Origin of the sequence: Mycobacterium intermedium (assembly GCF_002086275.1) — a bacterium.
Classification (GTDB): domain Bacteria; phylum Actinomycetota; class Actinomycetes; order Mycobacteriales; family Mycobacteriaceae; genus Mycobacterium; species Mycobacterium intermedium.
This window is the reverse complement of record NZ_MVHT01000059.1, coordinates 14,805-33,163: the sequence shown is the minus strand read 5'-3', so window position 1 is coordinate 33,163 and position 18,359 is coordinate 14,805. Positions and strand designations below refer to the sequence as shown.

At 67.8% G+C, this 18,359-nt stretch carries 19 protein-coding genes; 8 read left to right on the top strand and 11 right to left on the bottom strand.

The features are described from left to right. Positions 1-609: a histidine phosphatase family protein gene (locus BST27_RS19685; protein ID WP_069421903.1), complete on the bottom strand. Its 609-nt coding sequence runs from the start codon at positions 607-609 to the stop codon at positions 1-3. Next, on the bottom strand, positions 609-1,928 hold the full coding sequence (gene hemL, locus BST27_RS19680) for a glutamate-1-semialdehyde 2,1-aminomutase (protein ID WP_069421902.1): 1,320 nt from the start codon (positions 1,926-1,928) through the stop codon (positions 609-611). The genes BST27_RS19685 and hemL overlap by 1 nt, the downstream gene beginning before the upstream one ends. Before the next feature lie 58 nt (positions 1,929-1,986). On the opposite strand from hemL, the gene BST27_RS33195 reads away from it, so the two are divergent. From BST27_RS33195 to BST27_RS19660, 5 genes are read left to right on the top strand one after another with little or no spacing between them, the layout of a single operon-like run. Next, the gene (locus tag BST27_RS33195; protein ID WP_211285314.1) at positions 1,987-2,124 is read left to right on the top strand and encodes a hypothetical protein; all 138 of its coding nucleotides are present in this window, start codon (positions 1,987-1,989) and stop codon (positions 2,122-2,124) included. Positions 2,125-2,128: 4 nt separating this feature from the next. Beyond that, positions 2,129-2,524: a nitroreductase family deazaflavin-dependent oxidoreductase gene (locus BST27_RS19675; protein ID WP_069421901.1), complete on the top strand. Its 396-nt coding sequence runs from the start codon at positions 2,129-2,131 to the stop codon at positions 2,522-2,524. Between the two features lie 17 nt (positions 2,525-2,541). Next, complete coding sequence (locus BST27_RS19670) at positions 2,542-2,937, top strand: nitroreductase family deazaflavin-dependent oxidoreductase (RefSeq protein WP_069421900.1); 396 nt, start codon at positions 2,542-2,544, stop codon at positions 2,935-2,937. Positions 2,938-2,941: 4 nt separating this feature from the next. After that, positions 2,942-4,117, top strand: coding sequence for an enolase C-terminal domain-like protein (locus tag BST27_RS19665; RefSeq protein ID WP_069421899.1), 1,176 nt, complete (start codon positions 2,942-2,944; stop codon positions 4,115-4,117). A gap of 9 nt (positions 4,118-4,126) precedes the next feature. Beyond that, positions 4,127-5,050, top strand: coding sequence for a ketopantoate reductase family protein (locus tag BST27_RS19660; RefSeq protein ID WP_069421898.1), 924 nt, complete (start codon positions 4,127-4,129; stop codon positions 5,048-5,050). Here BST27_RS19660 and BST27_RS19655 read toward each other — a convergent pair whose 3' ends face one another. Together BST27_RS19655 and BST27_RS19650 are read right to left on the bottom strand one after the other, a co-directional pair. Next, a complete protein-coding gene (locus tag BST27_RS19655; protein WP_079219846.1) occupies positions 5,051-6,433 on the bottom strand; it encodes an amino acid permease in 1,383 nt (460 codons plus the stop codon). It abuts the gene before it with no gap. 28 nt (positions 6,434-6,461) lie between these two features. Then, the gene (locus BST27_RS19650; RefSeq protein WP_069421897.1) at positions 6,462-7,604 is read right to left on the bottom strand and encodes an LLM class flavin-dependent oxidoreductase; all 1,143 of its coding nucleotides are present in this window, start codon (positions 7,602-7,604) and stop codon (positions 6,462-6,464) included. A gap of 149 nt (positions 7,605-7,753) precedes the next feature. Here BST27_RS19650 and BST27_RS19645 point away from each other — a divergent pair, with 149 nt between their 5' ends. Next, on the top strand, positions 7,754-8,623 hold the full coding sequence (locus BST27_RS19645) for an alpha/beta hydrolase (RefSeq protein ID WP_069421896.1): 870 nt from the start codon (positions 7,754-7,756) through the stop codon (positions 8,621-8,623). 5 nt (positions 8,624-8,628) lie between these two features. Then, a complete protein-coding gene (locus BST27_RS19640; RefSeq protein WP_197518199.1) occupies positions 8,629-10,785 on the top strand; it encodes an acyltransferase family protein in 2,157 nt (718 codons plus the stop codon). A 285-nt stretch (positions 10,786-11,070) separates the two neighbouring features. Here the strand turns inward: BST27_RS19640 and BST27_RS19635 are convergent, their stop codons facing one another. Then, on the bottom strand, positions 11,071-11,760 hold the full coding sequence (locus tag BST27_RS19635; RefSeq protein WP_069421895.1) for an Rv0518 family GDSL lipase: 690 nt from the start codon (positions 11,758-11,760) through the stop codon (positions 11,071-11,073). A 92-nt stretch (positions 11,761-11,852) separates the two neighbouring features. Continuing rightward, positions 11,853-13,109, bottom strand: a complete 1,257-nt coding sequence (locus BST27_RS19630; RefSeq protein WP_069421908.1) for an acyltransferase family protein — start codon at positions 13,107-13,109, stop codon at positions 11,853-11,855. A 290-nt stretch (positions 13,110-13,399) separates the two neighbouring features. On the opposite strand from BST27_RS19630, the gene BST27_RS19625 reads away from it, so the two are divergent. Continuing rightward, the gene (locus tag BST27_RS19625) at positions 13,400-13,840 is read left to right on the top strand and encodes an STAS domain-containing protein (RefSeq protein WP_069421907.1); all 441 of its coding nucleotides are present in this window, start codon (positions 13,400-13,402) and stop codon (positions 13,838-13,840) included. On the opposite strand, the gene BST27_RS19620 is transcribed toward BST27_RS19625, so the two are convergent. The 5 genes from BST27_RS19620 to hemC all read right to left on the bottom strand — a co-directional run bounded on the left by BST27_RS19620 (position 13,837) and on the right by hemC (position 18,354). Next, positions 13,837-14,082 (bottom strand): hypothetical protein, encoded by a 246-nt coding sequence (locus BST27_RS19620; RefSeq protein WP_069421894.1) that lies wholly within the window; start codon positions 14,080-14,082, stop codon positions 13,837-13,839. The two genes, BST27_RS19625 and BST27_RS19620, sit on opposite strands and share 4 nt — an antisense overlap. Beyond that, positions 14,079-14,651: a DUF3093 domain-containing protein gene (locus tag BST27_RS19615; protein ID WP_249025708.1), complete on the bottom strand. Its 573-nt coding sequence runs from the start codon at positions 14,649-14,651 to the stop codon at positions 14,079-14,081. The genes BST27_RS19620 and BST27_RS19615 overlap by 4 nt, the downstream gene beginning before the upstream one ends. Next, positions 14,648-15,637, bottom strand: a complete 990-nt coding sequence (hemB, locus tag BST27_RS19610; RefSeq protein WP_139805251.1) for a porphobilinogen synthase — start codon at positions 15,635-15,637, stop codon at positions 14,648-14,650. Before hemB ends, BST27_RS19615 begins: the two co-directional genes overlap by 4 nt. An 85-nt stretch (positions 15,638-15,722) precedes the next feature. Next, positions 15,723-17,384 (bottom strand): bifunctional uroporphyrinogen-III C-methyltransferase/uroporphyrinogen-III synthase, encoded by a 1,662-nt coding sequence (locus BST27_RS19605; RefSeq protein ID WP_069421892.1) that lies wholly within the window; start codon positions 17,382-17,384, stop codon positions 15,723-15,725. A 22-nt stretch (positions 17,385-17,406) separates the two neighbouring features. Continuing rightward, positions 17,407-18,354: a hydroxymethylbilane synthase gene (gene hemC / locus BST27_RS19600; RefSeq protein WP_069421905.1), complete on the bottom strand. Its 948-nt coding sequence runs from the start codon at positions 18,352-18,354 to the stop codon at positions 17,407-17,409. Positions 18,355-18,359: the final 5 nt, after the last annotated feature.

Below are 18,359 nucleotides of genomic sequence, written 5' to 3'. Positions count from 1 at the left end.
TCAAGCGCCGGCCGGTTCGAAATACTCGACGTCCACCAGACGATCACCGTCGTAGATCAGGGAAGTCACCGAAGCCAGGCCGCATTCCCGGCGCCGCGGGTCGTGCCAAAGCCTCCGGCCGGTCAGGTGCAGGCGCAGCGTCCAGACCGGCAACTGGTGGCTGACGCAGACCACCTCGTGGCCGGCGGCGCGGGCCCGCGCCTTCTCGGCCGCCGTCGCCATCCGCCCGGCGATCTCCTGGTAGGGCTCGCCCCAGGACGGGGTGAACGGGTTGCGCAGCTGCCACCAGACCCGTGGGTCCCGCCAGGCGCCGTCGCCCGGGCCGACCCGCCGCCCCTCGAAGAAGTTGGCCGATTCGATCAGATCGGGGTCGGTGTCCACCGGCAGGTCGTGCTTGGCGGCGATGGGCGCGGCGGTCTCCTGCGCGCGCTGCAGCGGTGATGCGATGACCGCGACGACGTCGCGCCCCGCCAGCGCGTCGGCGACCGCGGCGGCCTGGGCCTGGCCTCGCTCGGACAGGCGGAACCCGGGCAGCCGACCGTAGAGGATGCCGGTGGGGTTGTGTACCTCGCCGTGGCGTACCACATGAACTCGGGTTTCTTCGGCCATCAGGGTCTGTCCTCCTGGGCCGCGGCACGCGCCGCGGCAGGTAGCGCGTCGGCGATCCGCTCGAACGCTTTGTCGTCTAGTACCGCCGAGACAAACCATGCCTCGAAGGCGCTGCACGGCGGGTAGACGCCGGCGTCGAGCAGGGCATGGAAGAACGCCGGATAGCGCCAGGTCTCGCTGGCGCGGGCGGAGGCGAAATCGGTCACCGGGGTGTCGGCGAAGAACACGCTCAGCATGTTGCCGGCGCGCGGAATCTGGTGTGGCACGCCGGCTTCGGTGAGGGCAGCGGCGAGCAGCTCGGCCAGGCGGTCGGCGTTGGCGTCCAGCGCGGTGTAGACCGCGGCATCGGCGGCCCGCAGGGTAGCCAGGCCCGCGGCCATCGCCACCGGGTTACCCGACAGCGTGCCCGCCTGGTACACCGGGCCCAGCGGCGCCAGGCGTTCCATCACCTCGACGCGCCCGCCGAACGCGGCCGCCGGCAGCCCGCCGCTCATCACCTTGCCGAACGTGAACAGGTCGGCGTCGACGGGATCGATTCCGTACCAACCGCTTCGGCTGACCCGAAAGCCCGTCATGACCTCGTCGACGATCAACAGGGCGCCGTTTTCCGCGGTGACGGCGCGCAGCGCGGCGTTGTAGCCGGGCGCGGGCGGGACGACGCCCATGTTGCCCGGGCTGGCCTCGGTGATCACCGCGGCGATCTGCTCACCGAACCGGGTGAACGTCTCCCGTAGCGCGTCAATGTCGTTGTAGGGCAACACGATGGTTTCGGCCGCGGCGGCGCCGGTGACGCCGGGCGACGACGGCAATCCAAGCGTGGCGACCCCTGAGCCCGCGTCGGCGAGCAACGAATCCACGTGCCCGTGGTAGCAGCCAGAAAACTTGACGATCTTGGCCCGCCCGGTGAAGCCGCGGGCCAGCCGCACCGCGCTCATGGTGGCCTCGGTGCCGGAGTTCACCAGCCGTAGCCGCTCCACCGGACCCACCCGCTCGATGATCTCGGCGGCCAGCTCGGACTCGGCCGGTGTCGGCGCCCCGAAGGACAGGCCGTTGGCCGCGGCCTTGGCGACGGCGTCGACCACGGCCGGGTGCGCGTGACCCAGGATCATCGGACCCCACGAGCAGACCAGGTCGACGTAGCGGTTGCCGTCGGCGTCGGTGAGCCAGCAGCCGTGCGCTTCGGTGATGAACCGCGGCGTTCCCCCGACCGCGGAAAATGCGCGCACCGGCGAGTTCACCCCGCCGGGAATGCGCGTGCAGGCGTCCGCGAAGAGCTGCGCCGATACCGCTACGGCGCCCGCCTGATCAGTCCTGCTCATGCCGACCAGTGTCCCAGCCCGCGCGCCCCGTTCAACTACAGGGTGTAAGAGTTGGCTGGTGGCACCCCGGACAGCCAACGAAATCGCGCAGGCCAGGGTGGCCGCGGTGCGCGACGACCCGACCGCGCGACTGCCCTGGCACCCAACGCCGTCGCGAGCCGCGCGGCTCGCGATGAAACTACTGCGCGCAGGATAAAGACATGCGACTTCCCCAATGGCTGGCCCGGTTCAACAAATACGTCACCAACCCCGTGCAGCGCCTGTGGGCGGGGTGGATCCCGTTGCACGGCATCCTCTTGCATGTCGGTCGCCGATCCGGCAAGCCCTACCGCACGCCGCTCATCGTGTTCAGCGCGCAAGTCGACGGACAACCCGCGGTGGCGATCATGCTGACTTACGGCCCCAACCGCGACTGGCTGAAAAATCTGAAGGCGGCGGGCGGGGCGAACTTGCAGCGCCACGGGAAGACCTTCGGCGTCGGCAACCCCCAAGTGATGACCAAGGCACAGGCGGCGCAATACGTGACGGGCCCGGTGCGGCGGGTTTTCTCCGTTCTCCCGTTTGAGGAAGCGGTGCTGCTGACGCGAAACTCCTGAGATGTAAGAGTGAACGCATGCAATTTCCGCAACGACTCGCCAGATTCAACCGCCACGTCACCAACCCCATCCAGCGGATGTGGGCAGGTTGGCTACCGCCGTTTGCGATCGTCGAGCATGTCGGACGGCGCTCGGGCAAGAAGTACCGCACCCCGGTCAATGCCTTCTACACCACCGTCGACGGCCGCGTGGGAATCGCGATCCCGCTGGCCTACGGCCCCGACCGGGACTGGCTGAAGAACCTCAAGGCCGCCGGCGGCGGGCAGGTGCAACGCAACACGAAAACATTCGGCGTTGCCGACCCGCGGGTAGTCACCAAAGCCGAAGCGTCGCAGTACGTGCACGGCATCTGGGGACCCATTTTCAAGAACCTGCCGTTCGAGGAAGTGGTGCTGCTCACCAAGACGTCCTGAGACCATGCGGATTACCGGGATCGTCGAGCGCGCGGTCGGACTTGATCACGGCGGAAAGGGCCCGGCCAACGCGCTGGTCAACTTCAGCAGCCATACGGTCTCGCTGGTTGCCCTGATCACCGACGAGCACCGAAACGGCAAGCCCGTCGTCGGGGTGGCGTTCGACTCCATCGGCCGGTTCGCGCAAAGCGGGATCCTGCGCGACCGGATGATCCCCCGCGTACTGAACGCGGCCCCGGACGCGCTGCTGGACGAGTCCGGCGGAATTGACCCGGCCGCCGTCCTGGCGTGCGCCCTGCGCGACGAGAAGCCCGGCGGGCACGGCGACCGCGCCGCGGCCGCCGCAGCCCTGGAACTGGCCTGCTGGGATCTCGCGGCCAAACTCGCAGACGAACCCGCATACGCGACCATCGCTCGTCGTTTCGGACGGAACTCTGCTCCGCAGGTCCCGGTCTATGCCGCGGGCGGCTACTACTACGGCGGGAGCACTGCCGGCAGCGTGGCCGCCCTGCGCGACGAGATGCGCGGCTACCTCGACCTCGGTTATGACGCGGTGAAGATGAAGATCGGCGGCGCGCCGATGCGCGACGACTTGGCCCGGGTCGAGGCCGTCATCGACACCGTCGGCGACGGACGCCGGGTCGCCGTGGACGCCAACGGCAGGTTCGACCGCGCCGCGGCGACGGACTGGGCGGCGGCTTTGGCGCCCTACGGGTTGCGCTGGTACGAAGAGCCCGGAGATCCGCTGGATTTCGAGTGCAACCGGGCGGTGACCGCGTGCTACGACGGCGCCGTCGCCACGGGGGAAAACCTGTTCTCGGTGCCCGACGTGACCAATCTGGTCAGGTACGGCGGCATGCGGCCGGAGCGCGACATCTTCCAGATGGACGCGGGCCTGAGCTACGGCCTGACCGAGTACGTGCGGATGCTCGATGTGCTCGAGACACATGGCTTTGATCGGCGGTTCGCCTTCCCCCACGGCGGCCACCTGATCAATCTGCACATCGCCGCCGGGCTGGGCCTGGGTGGATGCGAGTCTTATCCCGGAGTTTTCCAGCCGTTCGGCGGCTACTCCGCCGGCTGCGCGCTACACGAGGGCACGATCACGCCGACGGACGCTCCAGGCTTCGGCCTGGAGCAGAAGGCCGGCCTCGCCGAGCTGATCACTGACCTTATCTAGGAGCACTGCATGAAGATCGCGATAATCGGTTGTGGCGCAATGGGTTCAGTGTACGCGGCCAAACTCGCCGCCGCGGGTAACGACGTTCTGGCCATTGACCGCCACCAGCCCAGCATCGACCAGATCGCCGCACATGGGCTCCGGGTCACCGGACCAGACTACGACCAGACGGTGTCGTTGCGGGCCAGCACCACCGCCCCCACCGAAGCGATGGACCTGGTGGTGATCGCGGTCAAGGCCGCCGACGTGACAGCCGGTGCGCAGCAGGCGCTTCCGCTGTTGGGCGCGGACACGCCGGTGCTGACGATCCAGAACGGCCTGGGGTCGGCCGAGACGGTTGCGGGCATCGTCGGTGACGGACGGCTTGCGGTCGGGATCGCCAGCGGATTCGGCGCGGCGCAGGTCGCTCCGGGGCATGTGCGTCATAACGCCATGCGCGCCATGCGTTTTGGTGCATATTCATCGCTGCCCTACAAAACGGTCGAGGCGATCGCGCGGGTGTGGGCCGACGCCGGCTTCGACGCCGCCGCGGTCACCGACATCGCCGCCATGCAGTGGGAGAAGCTGATCTGCAACGTGGCCTACAGCGGGCCGTGCGCGTTGACGGGGATGACCGTTGGGCAGGTGATGGACGACGCGGACATGGGCCCGGTCAGTCGGGCCGCGGCGACGGAGGCATTCGCGGTGGCCCGGGCGTCCGGAATCGCGGTTGCCGTCAGCGATCCCGTCGCCCACGTGCGCGCGTTCGGCGCCGGGATGCCCAATGCAAAGCCTTCCGCGCTGCTCGACCACGAGGCGCGCCGGGTCAGCGAGATCGATGTCATCAACGGGGCAATCCCGCGGCAGGGAGCGCGGGTCGGGGTTGATGCGCCGGTGAACGCGACCCTGACCGCACTGGTCAAGGCGATCGAAAAGCGTTGGCAAAGCGGCTGATCACGCCAATTCGGCCTTGGTCCCGCGATTGATCACCTTGGTGACGAGGTACAGCGCGACGACCACCACCCACGACAACAGACTCAGCCACAACTGGCTGCGGGTGTCGACGTCGAACCCCATTTGCACCAGCACGGCGACGATTCCCAGCACAGTGGCGATGGACAACGTCGGAAACAACCACATCTTCACCCGGAGCTTTTCCGCAGACACCCTGCGACGCAGCACAATCTGCGACAGCGCGATGAGCAGGTAGACGAACAGGATGACCGCACCCGACGAATTGAGCAGGAAGAGAAACACGGTGCGGGGGGACAGCCACGCCATGAGCACACACAGAAAGCCAACCACCGACGAGAACAGGATCGCAGTCGCCGGAACCCCGCGCCGGCTGAGCTTGACCAACCGGGCCGGCGCCTCCTTGCGGGCGGCAAGCACGAACAACATGCGCGACGCCGTGTACAGCCCCGAGTTCAAACACGACAACACCGCGGTGAGCACCACCGCATTCATGATCTGATCCGCGCCGGGCAGACCCAGGCGCTTGAGGGCGGCCACGTAGGGCGACGCCCCGAGTTCCACCGAGTTCCAGGGCATGAGCACGACGAGCAAGAAGACCGATCCGACGAAAAAGATCACGATGCGGGCGACCACGGACCTCGTCGCCCGCGCGATGGCGCGCTCGGGGTCGCGACTCTCGGCGGCGGCAATCGTGACGACTTCGGCGCCGACCATGGAGAAGATCACCACCACGATTGCGGCGAAGACGGCGCCCACACCGTGCGGGAAAAATCCGCCCTGCGAGTGCAGGTTGGAGAAATCCCGGGGATGGCCGGGCACCAGGCCAAGTGCGAACACCGCACCCACGGCGAGAAAGATCACGATGACGGCGACTTTGATTCCGGCGAACCAGAATTCGAACTCGCCGAACGAGGACACCGAAAACAGGTTGGTCGCGGTCATCAGCACCATCAGGAACAACGACAACAGCCACAGCGGCGCATTGAACCAATAGTTGAGGACTTTCGCGCCGGCGACCGCTTCGAAGCCGACCACGATGACCCAGAAGTACCAATACAGCCAGCCGACCGAAAACCCGGCCCAGGGTCCCAACGCCTTGGTCGCGTAGTCGGCGAAAGATCCGGTCGACGGATTCGCGGTCGCCATCTCGCCCAGCATCCGCATCACCAGGACGATGAGCAGGCCGCAGATTGCGTAGGTGAGGAATGCCGCCGGCCCGGTCTCCTGAATCACCACACCCGAACCGACGAACAGTCCCGCGCCGATGACGCCGCCGATGGCGATCATGCCGAGCTGCCGTTGGGAAAGTCCCGGGCGCAGTCGCTCGGAGCCCCCCTGGCCTGCCCCGCCGTCGATCCGCATCACCGGACGCTAGCAGCTTGGGCCAAAGCTATTGCGCCGCAGCGACCTGGTACGGCGCCGACGGCGGTTGCGCCGTACTGCCGGGGCGGCGCCACACCCCGCGGCGTTCCAGTAGCGGCAAGACACCTTCGCCAAACCAATAGGCCTCTTCAAGATGCGGATACCCGGACAACACGAAGTGGGTGATGCCCAACCCGGCGTACTCCATCAGCCGGTCGGCAACCTCGGCATGCGACCCGACCAAAGCGGTGCCCGCCCCGGCACGCACCAGACCCACGCCCGCCCACAGATTGGGTGCGAGCAGCAACCGGTCCCGACTGCCACCATGCAACTCCAGCATCCGCCGCTGCCCTTCGGATTCGCTACGCACCAGGCTGGCTTGCACCCGCTCGACGTCCGCTGGATCGACGGCCGCCAGCAGCCGGTCCGCCTCTGCCCACGCCGCGGCGGCGGTGTCGCGGCTGATGACGTGAATCCGCAAGCCGTACTGCAGAACTCGGCCACGATCGGCGGCCAGTCCCCGTATCCAGCTGAGTTTCTCCCCCACCGCCGCCAGCGGTTCGCCCCACGTCAGATAGACGTCGGAGTACGCGGCCGCGACCGGTCCCGCGGGCTCCGACGATCCGCCGAAGAACACCGGGGGCAGCGGGTCGGGCGGGTTGTTCAGGAGCGCGTCCTCGACCCGGATGTGGTTGCCGGCGAACGTCACCGGTTCACGTGAGACCCAGAGCTGCCGCACGACATGCAAGAACTCGGCGGTGCGGGCGTAGCGTTGTTCCTTGTCCAGATAGTCCCCGTACGCGCGCTGCTCGTGGGGTTCGCCGCCGGTGACGACATTGAGCAGCAGTCGACCACCCGAATGGCGTTGGAAGGTCCCGGCCATCTGCGCGGCCAAGGTCGGGCTGATCAGGCCAGGCCGAAACGCAATCAGAAACTTCAGCGTCTGGGTGTCCTCGACCAGCATCGCCGTCGTCAGCCACGCATCCTCGCACCACAAGCCGGTGGGGGTGAGCACCGCCTCGAATCCGTTGGTCTCGGCGGCCGCGCACAACTGACGCAGGTACTTCAGGTTCGCAGGCCGGTCGCCGTGCATCGAGGTCCCGTGCCCACCCGCGACCAAATTGCGCGAATCCCCGTAGGTCGGCAGAAACCAGTGAAAAGCCAGGTTCATGCCCCCCATCGTGAGTGACCGCAATCCGTCGGACCAGGTTTGCAACCTGACAAATCGCATCCCCCTAACCAGCAGGAAATCACGCCGCCATCACGGGTGCCTTGCGATCCGGCGTGGCTCGACGCGAAAAAGACTGTCAGCGCGGCAAAATGCTCTTCGTGGCTGAGCTGAATCGGCGTTCCGTGTTGCGTATGGCCGCCGGCGCCAGCGCAGGAGCCGCAGGCGTGTTCGCGCTCAGTGCACTGCTCGATCCGATGAAGCCGTTAGCGGCGCCGCAGGCTCCCGTGCCGTTCGAACCGCCGAGTGCCGGCAGCACCCTGCCCACCAAGATGACGGGCTCGTTCGTCTCGGCAGCCCGCGGCGGTGTCAAGACCAACTGGGTAATCGTCATGCCGCCGGGCCAGACCAAGATGCTGCGGCCGGTGATCGCCCTGCACGGCAAGGACGGCGACGCGAACATGATGCTCGACGTCGGCGTCGAAGAGGCGCTGGCCCAACTGGTCCATTCCGGCAAGCCGCCGTTCGCCGTGGTCGGGGTCGACGGGGGGCCCAGCTCGTACTGGCACCGGCGAGCGGATGGCACAGATTCCGGCACCATGGTTCTCGAGGAACTGCTGCCGATGCTCGCCTCGATGGGCATGGACACCTCGCGGGTCGGCTTCATGGGCTGGTCGATGGGGGGCTACGGCGCGCTGCTACTGGGCGCGCGACTGGGCCCGGAACGCACCGCCGGGATCTGCGCGATCAGCCCGGCGCTCTACCTGTCCTACCTCGGCAGCGCGCCCGGTGCGTTCGACAGCGTCGAAGACTGGAGTCGCAACACGGTCTTCGGGTTGCCGGTGCTCAACCAGATCCCCATTCGGGTCGACTGCGGCCTGGCCGACCGTTTCTTCTTCTCCTCAACCCAGTTCGTCAGCCAGCTGAAGAAGAAGCCGGCGGGCAGCTTCTCCCCCGGCGGACACGACGTGGACTACTGGCGGCAACAGCTGCCCGGCGAGCTCGCTTGGATGGCGTCTTGACGGAAGTGGACGCGTCTCGCCGGCCCCGCGCAGCGGAGCGGCGCATCCCCCGCCTTTCGTTTCGACCCGACATTGAGGGCCTGCGCGCCATCGCCGTCATAGCCGTCGTGGCGTACCACGCGGGCATACCGGGTGTCGCCGGCGGCTACATCGGCGTGGATGTCTTCTTCGTCATCTCCGGCTTCCTCATCACCGGGTTGCTGTGGCGTGAGGTCAGCACCACCGACACCGTTGCCCTGGGCCGCTTTTACGGCGCCCGGGCCCGCCGCCTGCTGCCGGCGGCAGCGACCGTGGCGGTGGTCACCGCGATCGCGGCGGCCGTCGCGCTGCCGCCGCTGCAGGCACGACGGGTGTTCGTCGACGGCATCGCCAGCGCCCTGTACGTCGGCAACTACCGGTTCGCCATGCAGGGCACCGATTACCTGGTCTCCGATCTCCCGCCGTCGCCGTTTCAGCACTACTGGTCGCTGGGCGTGGAGGAGCAGTTCTATCTGCTGTGGCCGGCGCTGATCATCGGCACCGCCTGGCTGGTGCGACGCGCCGGCAAGGATTCCGGTGGCGCTGCCCCGTACGCCGTCCTGCTGACGGTGGTGACGGCCGCGTCGCTGGGTGCGGCCATGGTGTGGACCCGCACGTCGCCGGCCTGGGCGTTCTTCTCGCTACCCACCCGGGCCTGGGAACTGGCCGTCGGCGGTCTGGTGGCCGTCTCGATCCGCCAATGGCGCCGCCTGCCCTTGCTCCCCGCGGCGATCGTCGGGTGGGGCGGCCTGGCACTGATCCTGCTGACCTGCACCCAACTGGGACCGCACACGCCCTATCCGGGTACCTCGGCCCTGCTTCCCGTGCTTGGCACCGCGCTGGTGATCGGGGGCGGGTCGGTCACCGGCAGCCTGGGTGTCGGGCGGGTGCTGTGCCGGCCGGTGATGCGGGCGATTGGGCGGGTGTCCTACTCGTGGTACCTCTGGCACTGGCCGGTGCTGCTGCTGATGCCGCCGCTCATCGGCGACCCCGGCGGTCTGCCGGGGCGATTGGCCGCGACGACGGTGTCCGCCGGACTCGCGGTGATCACCATGTACGTCGTGGAGAACCCCGGGCGGTTCGCCGCCGCCCTGCGGCAGTCGGCAACGGCCAGCCTGGCCATGGCCGGCGCCGTCACGGGCGTCGCCGCGTGTGCGTGCGCGGTGTTGCTGACGGCCGTGCCCGCCCCGGTGGGACACGGAGCCGCTGCCCCGGAGGCCAGAATCCTGGCGCTGCCGCCGACGCCCGATGCGGAAGCCGTCAGCCCCCAGGAAGCCGCGGTGCGGCAGGCCTTCGCGCAGGTGCGTGACGCGCTCGCGGCGGCCGCGACGCTGCGCGCCGTGCCGTCCAACCTGAACCCGCCGCTGGCCAGCGCGCCCGGCGACAAGGCTCCGGTGTTCGTCAACGGATGCCTGCGGTCCTGGCGCGACGTCGGCCAGAGCGAATGCGCTTCGGTGCCCGGGGAGGCGGGCACCGCGTCGCCGACCGTGGCCCTTCTCGGCGACTCACACGCGGCCATGTGGGACCCGGCCCTGCAGCAGGTCGCCGAGCAGCGCCATTGGCGGCTGGAGACGTTGGCCAAAGTGACCTGCCCCCTGCTCGACATCCCCATCGTCAGTCCCTACCTGGGCCGCAAGTACACCGAGTGCGAACAGTGGCGCGGGCAGATCGTGGCCCGGCTACAGGCGGAGCGGCCGCGGCTGGTGATCTTGAGCATGAGCCGGCGCTACCAGGAAGACTTCAGCTTCGCGTCCTACGACCCCGCCTGGATCGACGCGTTGACCCGCGCCGTGTCGCTGCTGCGCGGCATGGGTTCGACAGTGCTGGTGCTGGGACCCGTCCCCGATCCCCAGTCGTCGGTGCCGACCTGCCTGTCCGCGCACCTGGACGACGCCGGCGCCTGCGCACCGTCCCGAGCCGTCGCCGTCAACGGCGACGGTATTGCCGCGGAGCGGGCGGCGACTGAGGCCGGCGGGGGCCAGTATGCCGACCTGACCGACCTGTTCTGCACGCCGGAGCGCTGCCCGGTGATCGTCGGCAACTCGCTGGTGTTCCGCGACGACAACCACGTGACGACCGGATACTCGCGGCTGCTGGCGCCCGCCATCGGGGCGCTGGTGGACCGTGCTCTGCAAACGCCTTGAGGCGGGCAGAAAACTTATCGGTCACAAAGTGAGCGAAATTCAGCCAAATGAACCACGGAAACCGACGAAACGTGTTACGAATGAATAGGTTTTGGAGGTTGGAGAGATGAGTCCGATGGTGTACCTGTTGCTCACGGCAGCTGCGCCGATCGCCGGGCTCGGTCTGCTGCAATTACAAGCGCGCCTTGAGCGTTGGGACTACGAGCGCCACGCAGAAGACTGAGGCATAAGCCAAACGGCTTGTGCGACAGGCGGTTTCGCGGTAAACATCGGTACCACCTCCGGTTATCGGTATATCTGCGCGCGAATCAGCGGCGCGATCTTGCTCGCCATGTACTCATGCCCCGCGTCGTTGGGGTGGACACCGTCGGATGCGATCAACTCGGGCCTGTCGAAGAACCACCGTTCGACGATCGGATCGACGAAGACCGCGCCTGCCACGTGCGCGGCATTCCTGACCGCATCGCGGACCCGCAACACCGATTCGGGCACGTCGGGGGTTGGCCAGGGCGGCCCGATCACCAGAAATTTCGCCGCCGGGGCGAAGCGACGCGCCAGCGCATAAGTGTCGTGCGCCCGGGCGAACAGGAGTACGGGGTCGACGTCCTGGTCGTTGCGGGAACCGAAGAACACCACGAGAGCGTCGTCGGGTTTGACCACCCTGGCCGTCAGATCCTCGAACACGCTGCCGTGGTCACCGGCCACGCCGTAGCCTGCTCTGCCCTCCGCCGCCACGTCGGCCACGACTCGAACGCCATTCGACGCGAGGGCCTTCCAAGCCAGGCCGGTCCAGGTTTTCGAGCCGAATCCGCCCAGGTCGGTGCCGGTGGTATAGGAGTCACCGATCACGGACAGCTGGGTCACCCGGAAATCCGTGCCCAGCGGCTGGTAAGACCGGGGCGACGCGGGGGGTGCGACGACCAACACGCCGACCAGGAGCCCAAGACTGAGGACCAATGTCACCAGCCGACTCACGACCTACCTCCCTGGTGGACGGCACCTCGTCAACTGTTCGGTGCCACAGACGAACTCACCGAAATAGTACGAGGAACCGCCTGAGTCCGCCGCTAACGGGCGCGGCCAATGCGCGCGGTGCGGATCGGCGAACGTTCCCGCCCACCCTCGATCTGGTGCAGCTTGGGCAGCGCCACTTCGCCCGCCTCGACCGCTGCATCCGGGGGTCTGACGTCCACCATCCGGCGCATCCAACGCCGGGCGGGTTCTTCGACGAAGTGGTACATCAGGGCCGAAAGACCAATCGCGATGGCCAACAGGCCGAGCACGTTCCATTTCCACGGGTTGTCCTGCTCCCATGGCCGCAGCTCGAAATTGACCACAGCCCATCGCCAGACGGTGTGCACCAGCTCATGCACCATGTATAGGCAGAACGAGATCTGCCCGGCGTACACCATCACCCGGGTGGAGAGCAGCCGCGGCAGGCTGCCCACGCCGACCGCGAGGGTCAGCACCAGCGGCACGAACAAGATGTCGACCACGCCGCTGCTGTCCGTCACCCCCTTGATCGGATGCGCGTCGAACCAGTACAGGATGCCGACGATGGCAGCAATGATGACGACGGACAGGTACCCGGCGACCTGCCTGGTGCGCTCGGTCGGCTGCAGCCGGCGCACGGCCGCCGCGGCCAGCGCCCCGGCGGTGAACTGCGTGACGATCCGCGGCAGCCAACTCCACGGCGTGTAGAACTGGCCGGTGGCCAGCAACATCATCAGTGGCGGCAGTGACGCCGCGAATGCCAGCCACATCAGTCCGCGCGCCCGCGTGGCATGCCTCATCCGGTAAATCACCAGCACCAGCCCGCCGAACATCAGGTAGGCCAACCATTCCGCGCTGATCGACCAAGCCGGTCCGTCCCAACTCGAGTCGTCGAAGAACGGCTGGTACCACAGCTGCACCATGAGGACCTGGCGCACGTAGCTGATCGCGGTGAGCCTGCTCGCCTCGGGCAGCGGGGTGTGACCGACGTGCAGACTGAAGATGACCAAGACGGCGGCCAGGTGCAGGGTGACCAGGTACACCGGCCACACCCGGGCCAACCGCAGCCACAAGAAGTGCAGGTGGGCGCGCAACGACCAGGTCGGACCCATCCGCTCGAGATAGTTCCAGGTCAGCACGAAGCCGCTGAGGATGAAGAAAAGGTCCACGCCTTGGGCGCCGCAGTCGAGCAAGGGTGCGAAGTTCTCCCGGAAGTCCGGCGAGATGTCGCTCAGCATCGGCCGGAAGTGAAACATCACCACCCACACCGCGGCGATGATGCGCAGCCCCGTCAGGGCCTTGATGTCTCCCCTGATCTCTGCAGTGCGCACTCGTGCTCTATTCCGTCCGGAGTCTGCCGGCAGCTTCTTCGCCATCTGGTCCCGCCGACCGGGCGACCGCTCCATCCACAAGCCATAATCACCAGCCCCCACTGGCAACCGGCGGCCTTCGGAGCCTAACAGCGATCACCGTGGGTCGTGTATTTGGCGCGCGGCAGCCGACGGCGCGACCTGCCGAATTGCTTCTTAGCAAGAAGTTAGACGCGGCTTTCGGTCCCCTTAGTTTTATCCGGCAGCGTTGACTTCAGATAAACGCCACGGGGGAAGTGGGTAGGTTCAGCATGACTGTCGCGATCGCAAGCCGCCGGGGGAACGGGACGTTCGAGTGTTGCGGCGCCCAAGTGCGCGCCCACAGCCGTCACCTGGCCACAGTGGTGACCGTCCGAGGCGAGATCGACGCCTTGAACGTCGAACCGATCAGCGAGTACGTTCGCCACTTCGTCATTGCGCAATACCCCGTCGTGCTCGACCTGAGCGGCGTCACCTATTTCTCCACCGCCGGGTTTTCGCTGCTGAGCGCGTTGGACGAGGAATGCTACGCCGCCGGCGTCCAGTGGACATTGGTCACGGGCACGGCAGTCAGCGAGGTGCTGGGCGAGGGTAGCGACGACGAGGCCGCGTTCCCCACCGCGCGCTCGGTGCACGCGGCGCTGGGCGGGCTGGCGGATGCCATCACGAGCCGGCGTGAGTTGGTCCTGCCGCTGCTCAAGAAAACGGCTTAAGGCGCCTTCGAGCGGGCGAGCCGGGTCATCCCGACCACGGTGAAGATGCCGGCGATCGTGGCGAACAACAGCGTCAGCACCAATTGCGCCGGGTGATAGACCACTGACGTCGTGGTGGGCTGTCCCTCGAGTACGGGTGCCACGGCCACCGTCGAGCGGGTATGTGCCCAGCTCACGCCCGCCGCCACCAGCGCCGCACACGCGCAGGCCAGTTCGACGAAGGCCCGGTAGCGGGCGATCACAAGTCCGATTCCTTCTCGATCTCTTCGTCTTCGGCTTCCGGAACGAACGGCCCCATCCGCTTCTCGACCAGCGGCGTCAGCGCGTCCCGCAGGTGACGATGCCGACGCGCCCACGCCTGTGCCGTGCGCCCGCCGGTGAGCTTGAGACCGATGCCGCGCCGGCCGCGCGGCACCCCGACCAATTCACCGAGGGCACGCGCCGTCTGCCACTTGGCCAACGGCTTGTCGGACTTGACCGAATTCTCGGCTTCGGGGAACACCTTGACGATCTCGGACACCAGGATGGTCTCGGTGCCCTGACGCAACGAATCCTCGTGCAACTCGACCGAGGTGTGTATACGCGCGGCCTTCACCTGTATGGACACGAACAGACTCACCAGCACCAGGAAGATTCCGGGCACCAGCAGCGAGACCGGCACGTGACTGGACACCTGGATCAAGATCAGCGACGCCGCCGCGGCCGGGCCCGACAGCACCCAGTACCAGCTGGCGCCGGATTCGTAGAACAGTGGCTTGGCGGCGGTTTCTGCCGCGGACCTCTCCCCAGGTCTCATCGATGCCTCCGTCATGAGAGCCAGCTTGCCGCATCGGCGGCCCAATAGGTCAGCACGATGTCCGCTCCGGCGCGCCGGATGCTGGTCAGCGACTCCAGCGCTGCCGCTCGCTCGTCAATCCAGTTGTTCGCCGCCGCGGCACATATCATCGCGTACTCCCCCGAGACCTGATAGGCGGCCACCGGCACGGGAGACGCAGCGGCCGCCGCTGCCACGATGTCGAGGTACCCCAGCGCCGGTTTGACCATCACGATGTCGGCGCCCTCGTCAAGGTCCAGCTCGACCTCGCGCAGCGCCTCCCGGGCGTTACCCGGCTCCTGCTGGTAGGTGCGCCGGTCCCCGGACAGGCTGGAACTGACCGCCTCGCGGAAAGGACCATAGAAGGCCGAGGCAAACTTCGCGGCGTACGCCAGGATCACCACGTCGGTGAACCCCGCGGCGTCCAGGCCGTCCCGGATCGCACCCACCTGACCGTCCATCATTCCGCTGGGCCCGACCACGTGTGCGCCGGATTCTGCTTGCGCGACCGCAAGTTTCACATATGCGGCGACGGTGGCGTCGTTGTCGACCCGACCGCGGTCGTCGAGTACGCCGCAGTGTCCGTGGTCGGTGAATTCGTCCAGACAGGTGTCGGCCATCAACACCGTCGCATCACCGAGGTCTTTGGCCAGGTCCCGTAGCGCGACGTTGAGGATGCCGTCCGGGTGGGCACCGGCGGAACCGGAGGCGTCCTTGTCCTGTTCGCGGGGAACGCCGAACAACATCAACCCGCCCACCCCGGCGGCGACGGCTGCTGCCGCCGCGCTGCGCAGCGAATCCCGGGTGTGCTGCAGCACCCCCGGCATCGAAGCGATCGGCCGCGGCTCGTCGATCCCGTCGGCGACGAACATCGGCAACACCAAATGCCTTGGCTCCAAAGAGGTTTGCGCTACCAGTCGGCGCAGTGCGGGCGTCGAGCGCAGCCGTCGCGGCCGCTGCCGGGGGTACTCGCCCATCCTCACTCCTAGCCGCGTGCGCTGACTCTGCGTTGAGGGCGGAAGTTACTCGCACTCTTGCGCCCCACCCGCAGAGTCAACGCAGAATAAGTCATCGTCTGCGGCTCTTTTTGCGCGGCGGCGGCAGCGCGCCCTCCGCCCGCAACCGGGCAGCGTGTTCGGCCAGCGCATCGACCAGCGGACCCACCGCCGCGGTCTCTGGCTGGACATCCACCCGCAGGCCGAACTCGGCGGCCGTCTCGGCGGTCTTGGGGCCGATGCACGCGATGATGGTCCGCGCGTGCGGCTTGCCCGCGATACCGACCAGGTTCCGCACGGTCGAACTCGAGGTGAAGCACACCGCGTCGAAGCCACCGGTCTTGATCATCTCGCGGGTTGACGCCGGCGGCGGGGCGGCCCGCACGGTCCGGTAGGCGGTGACGTCCTCGATCTCCCAGCCGCGCTCGCGCAGTCCCTCGGCCAACGTCTCGGTGGCAATGTCGGCGCGCGGCAACAACACCCGGTTCACCGGGTCGAAAATGCTGTCGTAGGGCGGGAATTCGTCCAGCAGCCCCATCGACGACTGCTCGCCGGACGGCACCAGCTCGGGGCTGATTCCGAACGCCCGCACCCGGTCCGCCGTCGACTCACCGACGCAGGCGATCTTCACGCCGGAGAACGCACGGGCGTCCAGGCCGAATTCGCCGAACTTCTCCCACACCGCGCGCACGGCGTTGGTAGAGGTGAACACCACCCACTGGAACCGACCGTCGACCAGGCCCTTGACCGCACGCTCCATCTGCGCGGGGCTGCGCGGCGGCTCGACGGCGATGGTCGGCACCTCGATGGGCAGCGCGCCATAGGACGTCAGCCGCTCGCTCATCTCGCCGGCCTGGTCCTTGGTGCGCGGGACCAAAACCGTCCAGCCGTACAACGCCCGGCTCTCCCACCAATTCAGCTTCGCCCGACTGGCCACGGTCTTGCCGATGGTCACCACCAGCGGGCCGGTCAACGGGCTGGCCGGGTCGGTGCCGTTCAAGATGGCGGGGTCGGTCAGTCCCAGCAGCGTGGTCTCGACCGAACGCTGCTGACAAGTGGTGCCCTGCGCGGTCACCACGCACGGCGTCGTGTCCGCCAACTCGTGCTCGATCAGCGTGCGAGCGGCCTCGGCGAGGTGGGAGCCGGTCGCCTGCAGAATCAGCGGCCCGGGCGCAGCGGCCAGCGCCTCCCAGTCCACGTCGCCACGGACGTCGGCCACGGTGTGTGCAGAACCAAGCGGCAGCCCGGCGTACGTCGGCACCGCGCTGCTGGGGGCCAGGCCCGGCACGATCTCGATGTGCATGTGCGTGCGTGCGACGGCGTTCACCTCGGTGATCACCGCGTCCACGGTCAGCGGATCCCCCGCCACCAGTCGCACCACATCGACGCCCGTTCGGGCCTCTGCGGTCAGCATCTTCGCGACGTCGGCCGGGTCGCCCAGGGCCGGGCGAATGTCGGGTCCGCTCGACACCACCGCGGGCGCATTGGGATCCACGTCGGCGGTGCCGCCCGTGTCGTCGCTGCCGGAGGCAGGAGCGGCGGGCGCTGGGCCGGAGACGGGTGGCAAATCCTTGCCGATCAGCGCCAGCACCGGCTCGGGTACGTCAGGGTCGGTGAAAACCAGTGCGGCGTTCGCCAGCACCGTCGCAGCTCGGGCGGTCAGCAGGCCGGGGTCGCCAGGACCCGCCCCCACGAAAATGATGTGGCCGGGCCTCGGCTTACGCCCTCGCGTCATCGTTGTCGCTCCCACGTTTGACTCAACTTCCTGGCGCGGGGTCATGCCGCGCCCCCCTCATCAACTCCGCGGCGCCCAGTTCGAACAGCTCCGCGGCAACCGAGAGCCCCAGCTCCCGAGCCCGTTCGGAGGTGCCGATTCCGGACGCACGGATCACGTCCGATCCGTCGAGTGCCGCCACGCAGCCACGTAGCGACAGCTCTTCGAAGACCCGCCCCTCCTCGTCGATCGACTCGACCACTTCAGCGATCGCGCCCACCGGTGCGGAGCAACCGGCCTCCAGTTCGGCGAGCAGGGCCCGCTCCGCGGTGACCGCCGCCCGAGTGTCGGCATCGTCCAACTCCGCCAGCACCGCCGCCATGCGGCTGTCGTCGGCGCGACACTCGACCGCGAGCGCACCCTGAGCAGGCGCTGGCAACATCTGCACCGGCTCGAGCGTCTCGGTGACATCATCAAGGCGACCCAAGCGGGCTAGACCTGCCCGGGCCACCACGATGGCGTCAAGATCACCACTGCTTACCCTGTTCAACCTGGTATCTAGGTTGCCTCTTAGGGGGCGGATTTCCAAACCGAGACCCAATGCTCTAAGCTGTGCGGCCCGCCGCGGCGATGAAGTCCCCACCAGCGAACCGGCCGGCAACTCCCCCAAGACCAACCCGTCGCGCGCCACAACCGCGTCACGCGGGTCGTTGCGTGGCGGTATGGCCGCCACGATGAAGCGTGGATCGGGGGCGGTCGGCAAATCTTTGTGGGAGTGCACAGCAATGTCGACGCGGCCGTCGTCCATGGCCTCCCGCAGCGCCGTTGTGAACACACCCACACCCAGCGTGTCGATTGGCGCCGACGACCGGTCGCCCACCGTGCTGATCGTCACCAACTCCGCCGGGTGGCCGTTGGCGATGAGGGCGTCTCTGACCGTCGCAGCCTGGGTGGTGGCCAGCAGGCTGCCCCGGGTGCCTATCCGGATCACATGCA

Coding starts and splice junctions, on each gene's coding strand:
- BST27_RS19625 (WP_069421907.1), top strand. CDS start 13,400: ATGACTGTCGCGATCGCAAGCCGCCGGGGGAACGGGACGTTCGAGTGT.
- BST27_RS19645 (WP_069421896.1), top strand. CDS start 7,754: ATGCTCTTCGTGGCTGAGCTGAATCGGCGTTCCGTGTTGCGTATGGCC.
- BST27_RS19670 (WP_069421900.1), top strand. CDS start 2,542: ATGCAATTTCCGCAACGACTCGCCAGATTCAACCGCCACGTCACCAAC.
- BST27_RS19685 (WP_069421903.1), bottom strand. CDS start 609: ATGGCCGAAGAAACCCGAGTTCATGTGGTACGCCACGGCGAGGTACAC.
- BST27_RS19660 (WP_069421898.1), top strand. CDS start 4,127: ATGAAGATCGCGATAATCGGTTGTGGCGCAATGGGTTCAGTGTACGCG.
- BST27_RS19650 (WP_069421897.1), bottom strand. CDS start 7,604: ATGAACCTGGCTTTTCACTGGTTTCTGCCGACCTACGGGGATTCGCGC.
- BST27_RS19675 (WP_069421901.1), top strand. CDS start 2,129: ATGCGACTTCCCCAATGGCTGGCCCGGTTCAACAAATACGTCACCAAC.
- hemL (WP_069421902.1), bottom strand. CDS start 1,928: ATGAGCAGGACTGATCAGGCGGGCGCCGTAGCGGTATCGGCGCAGCTC.
- BST27_RS19605 (WP_069421892.1), bottom strand. CDS start 17,384: ATGACGCGAGGGCGTAAGCCGAGGCCCGGCCACATCATTTTCGTGGGG.
- BST27_RS19665 (WP_069421899.1), top strand. CDS start 2,942: ATGCGGATTACCGGGATCGTCGAGCGCGCGGTCGGACTTGATCACGGC.
- BST27_RS19655 (WP_079219846.1), bottom strand. CDS start 6,433: ATGCGGATCGACGGCGGGGCAGGCCAGGGGGGCTCCGAGCGACTGCGC.
- BST27_RS19615 (WP_249025708.1), bottom strand. CDS start 14,651: ATGACGGAGGCATCGATGAGACCTGGGGAGAGGTCCGCGGCAGAAACC.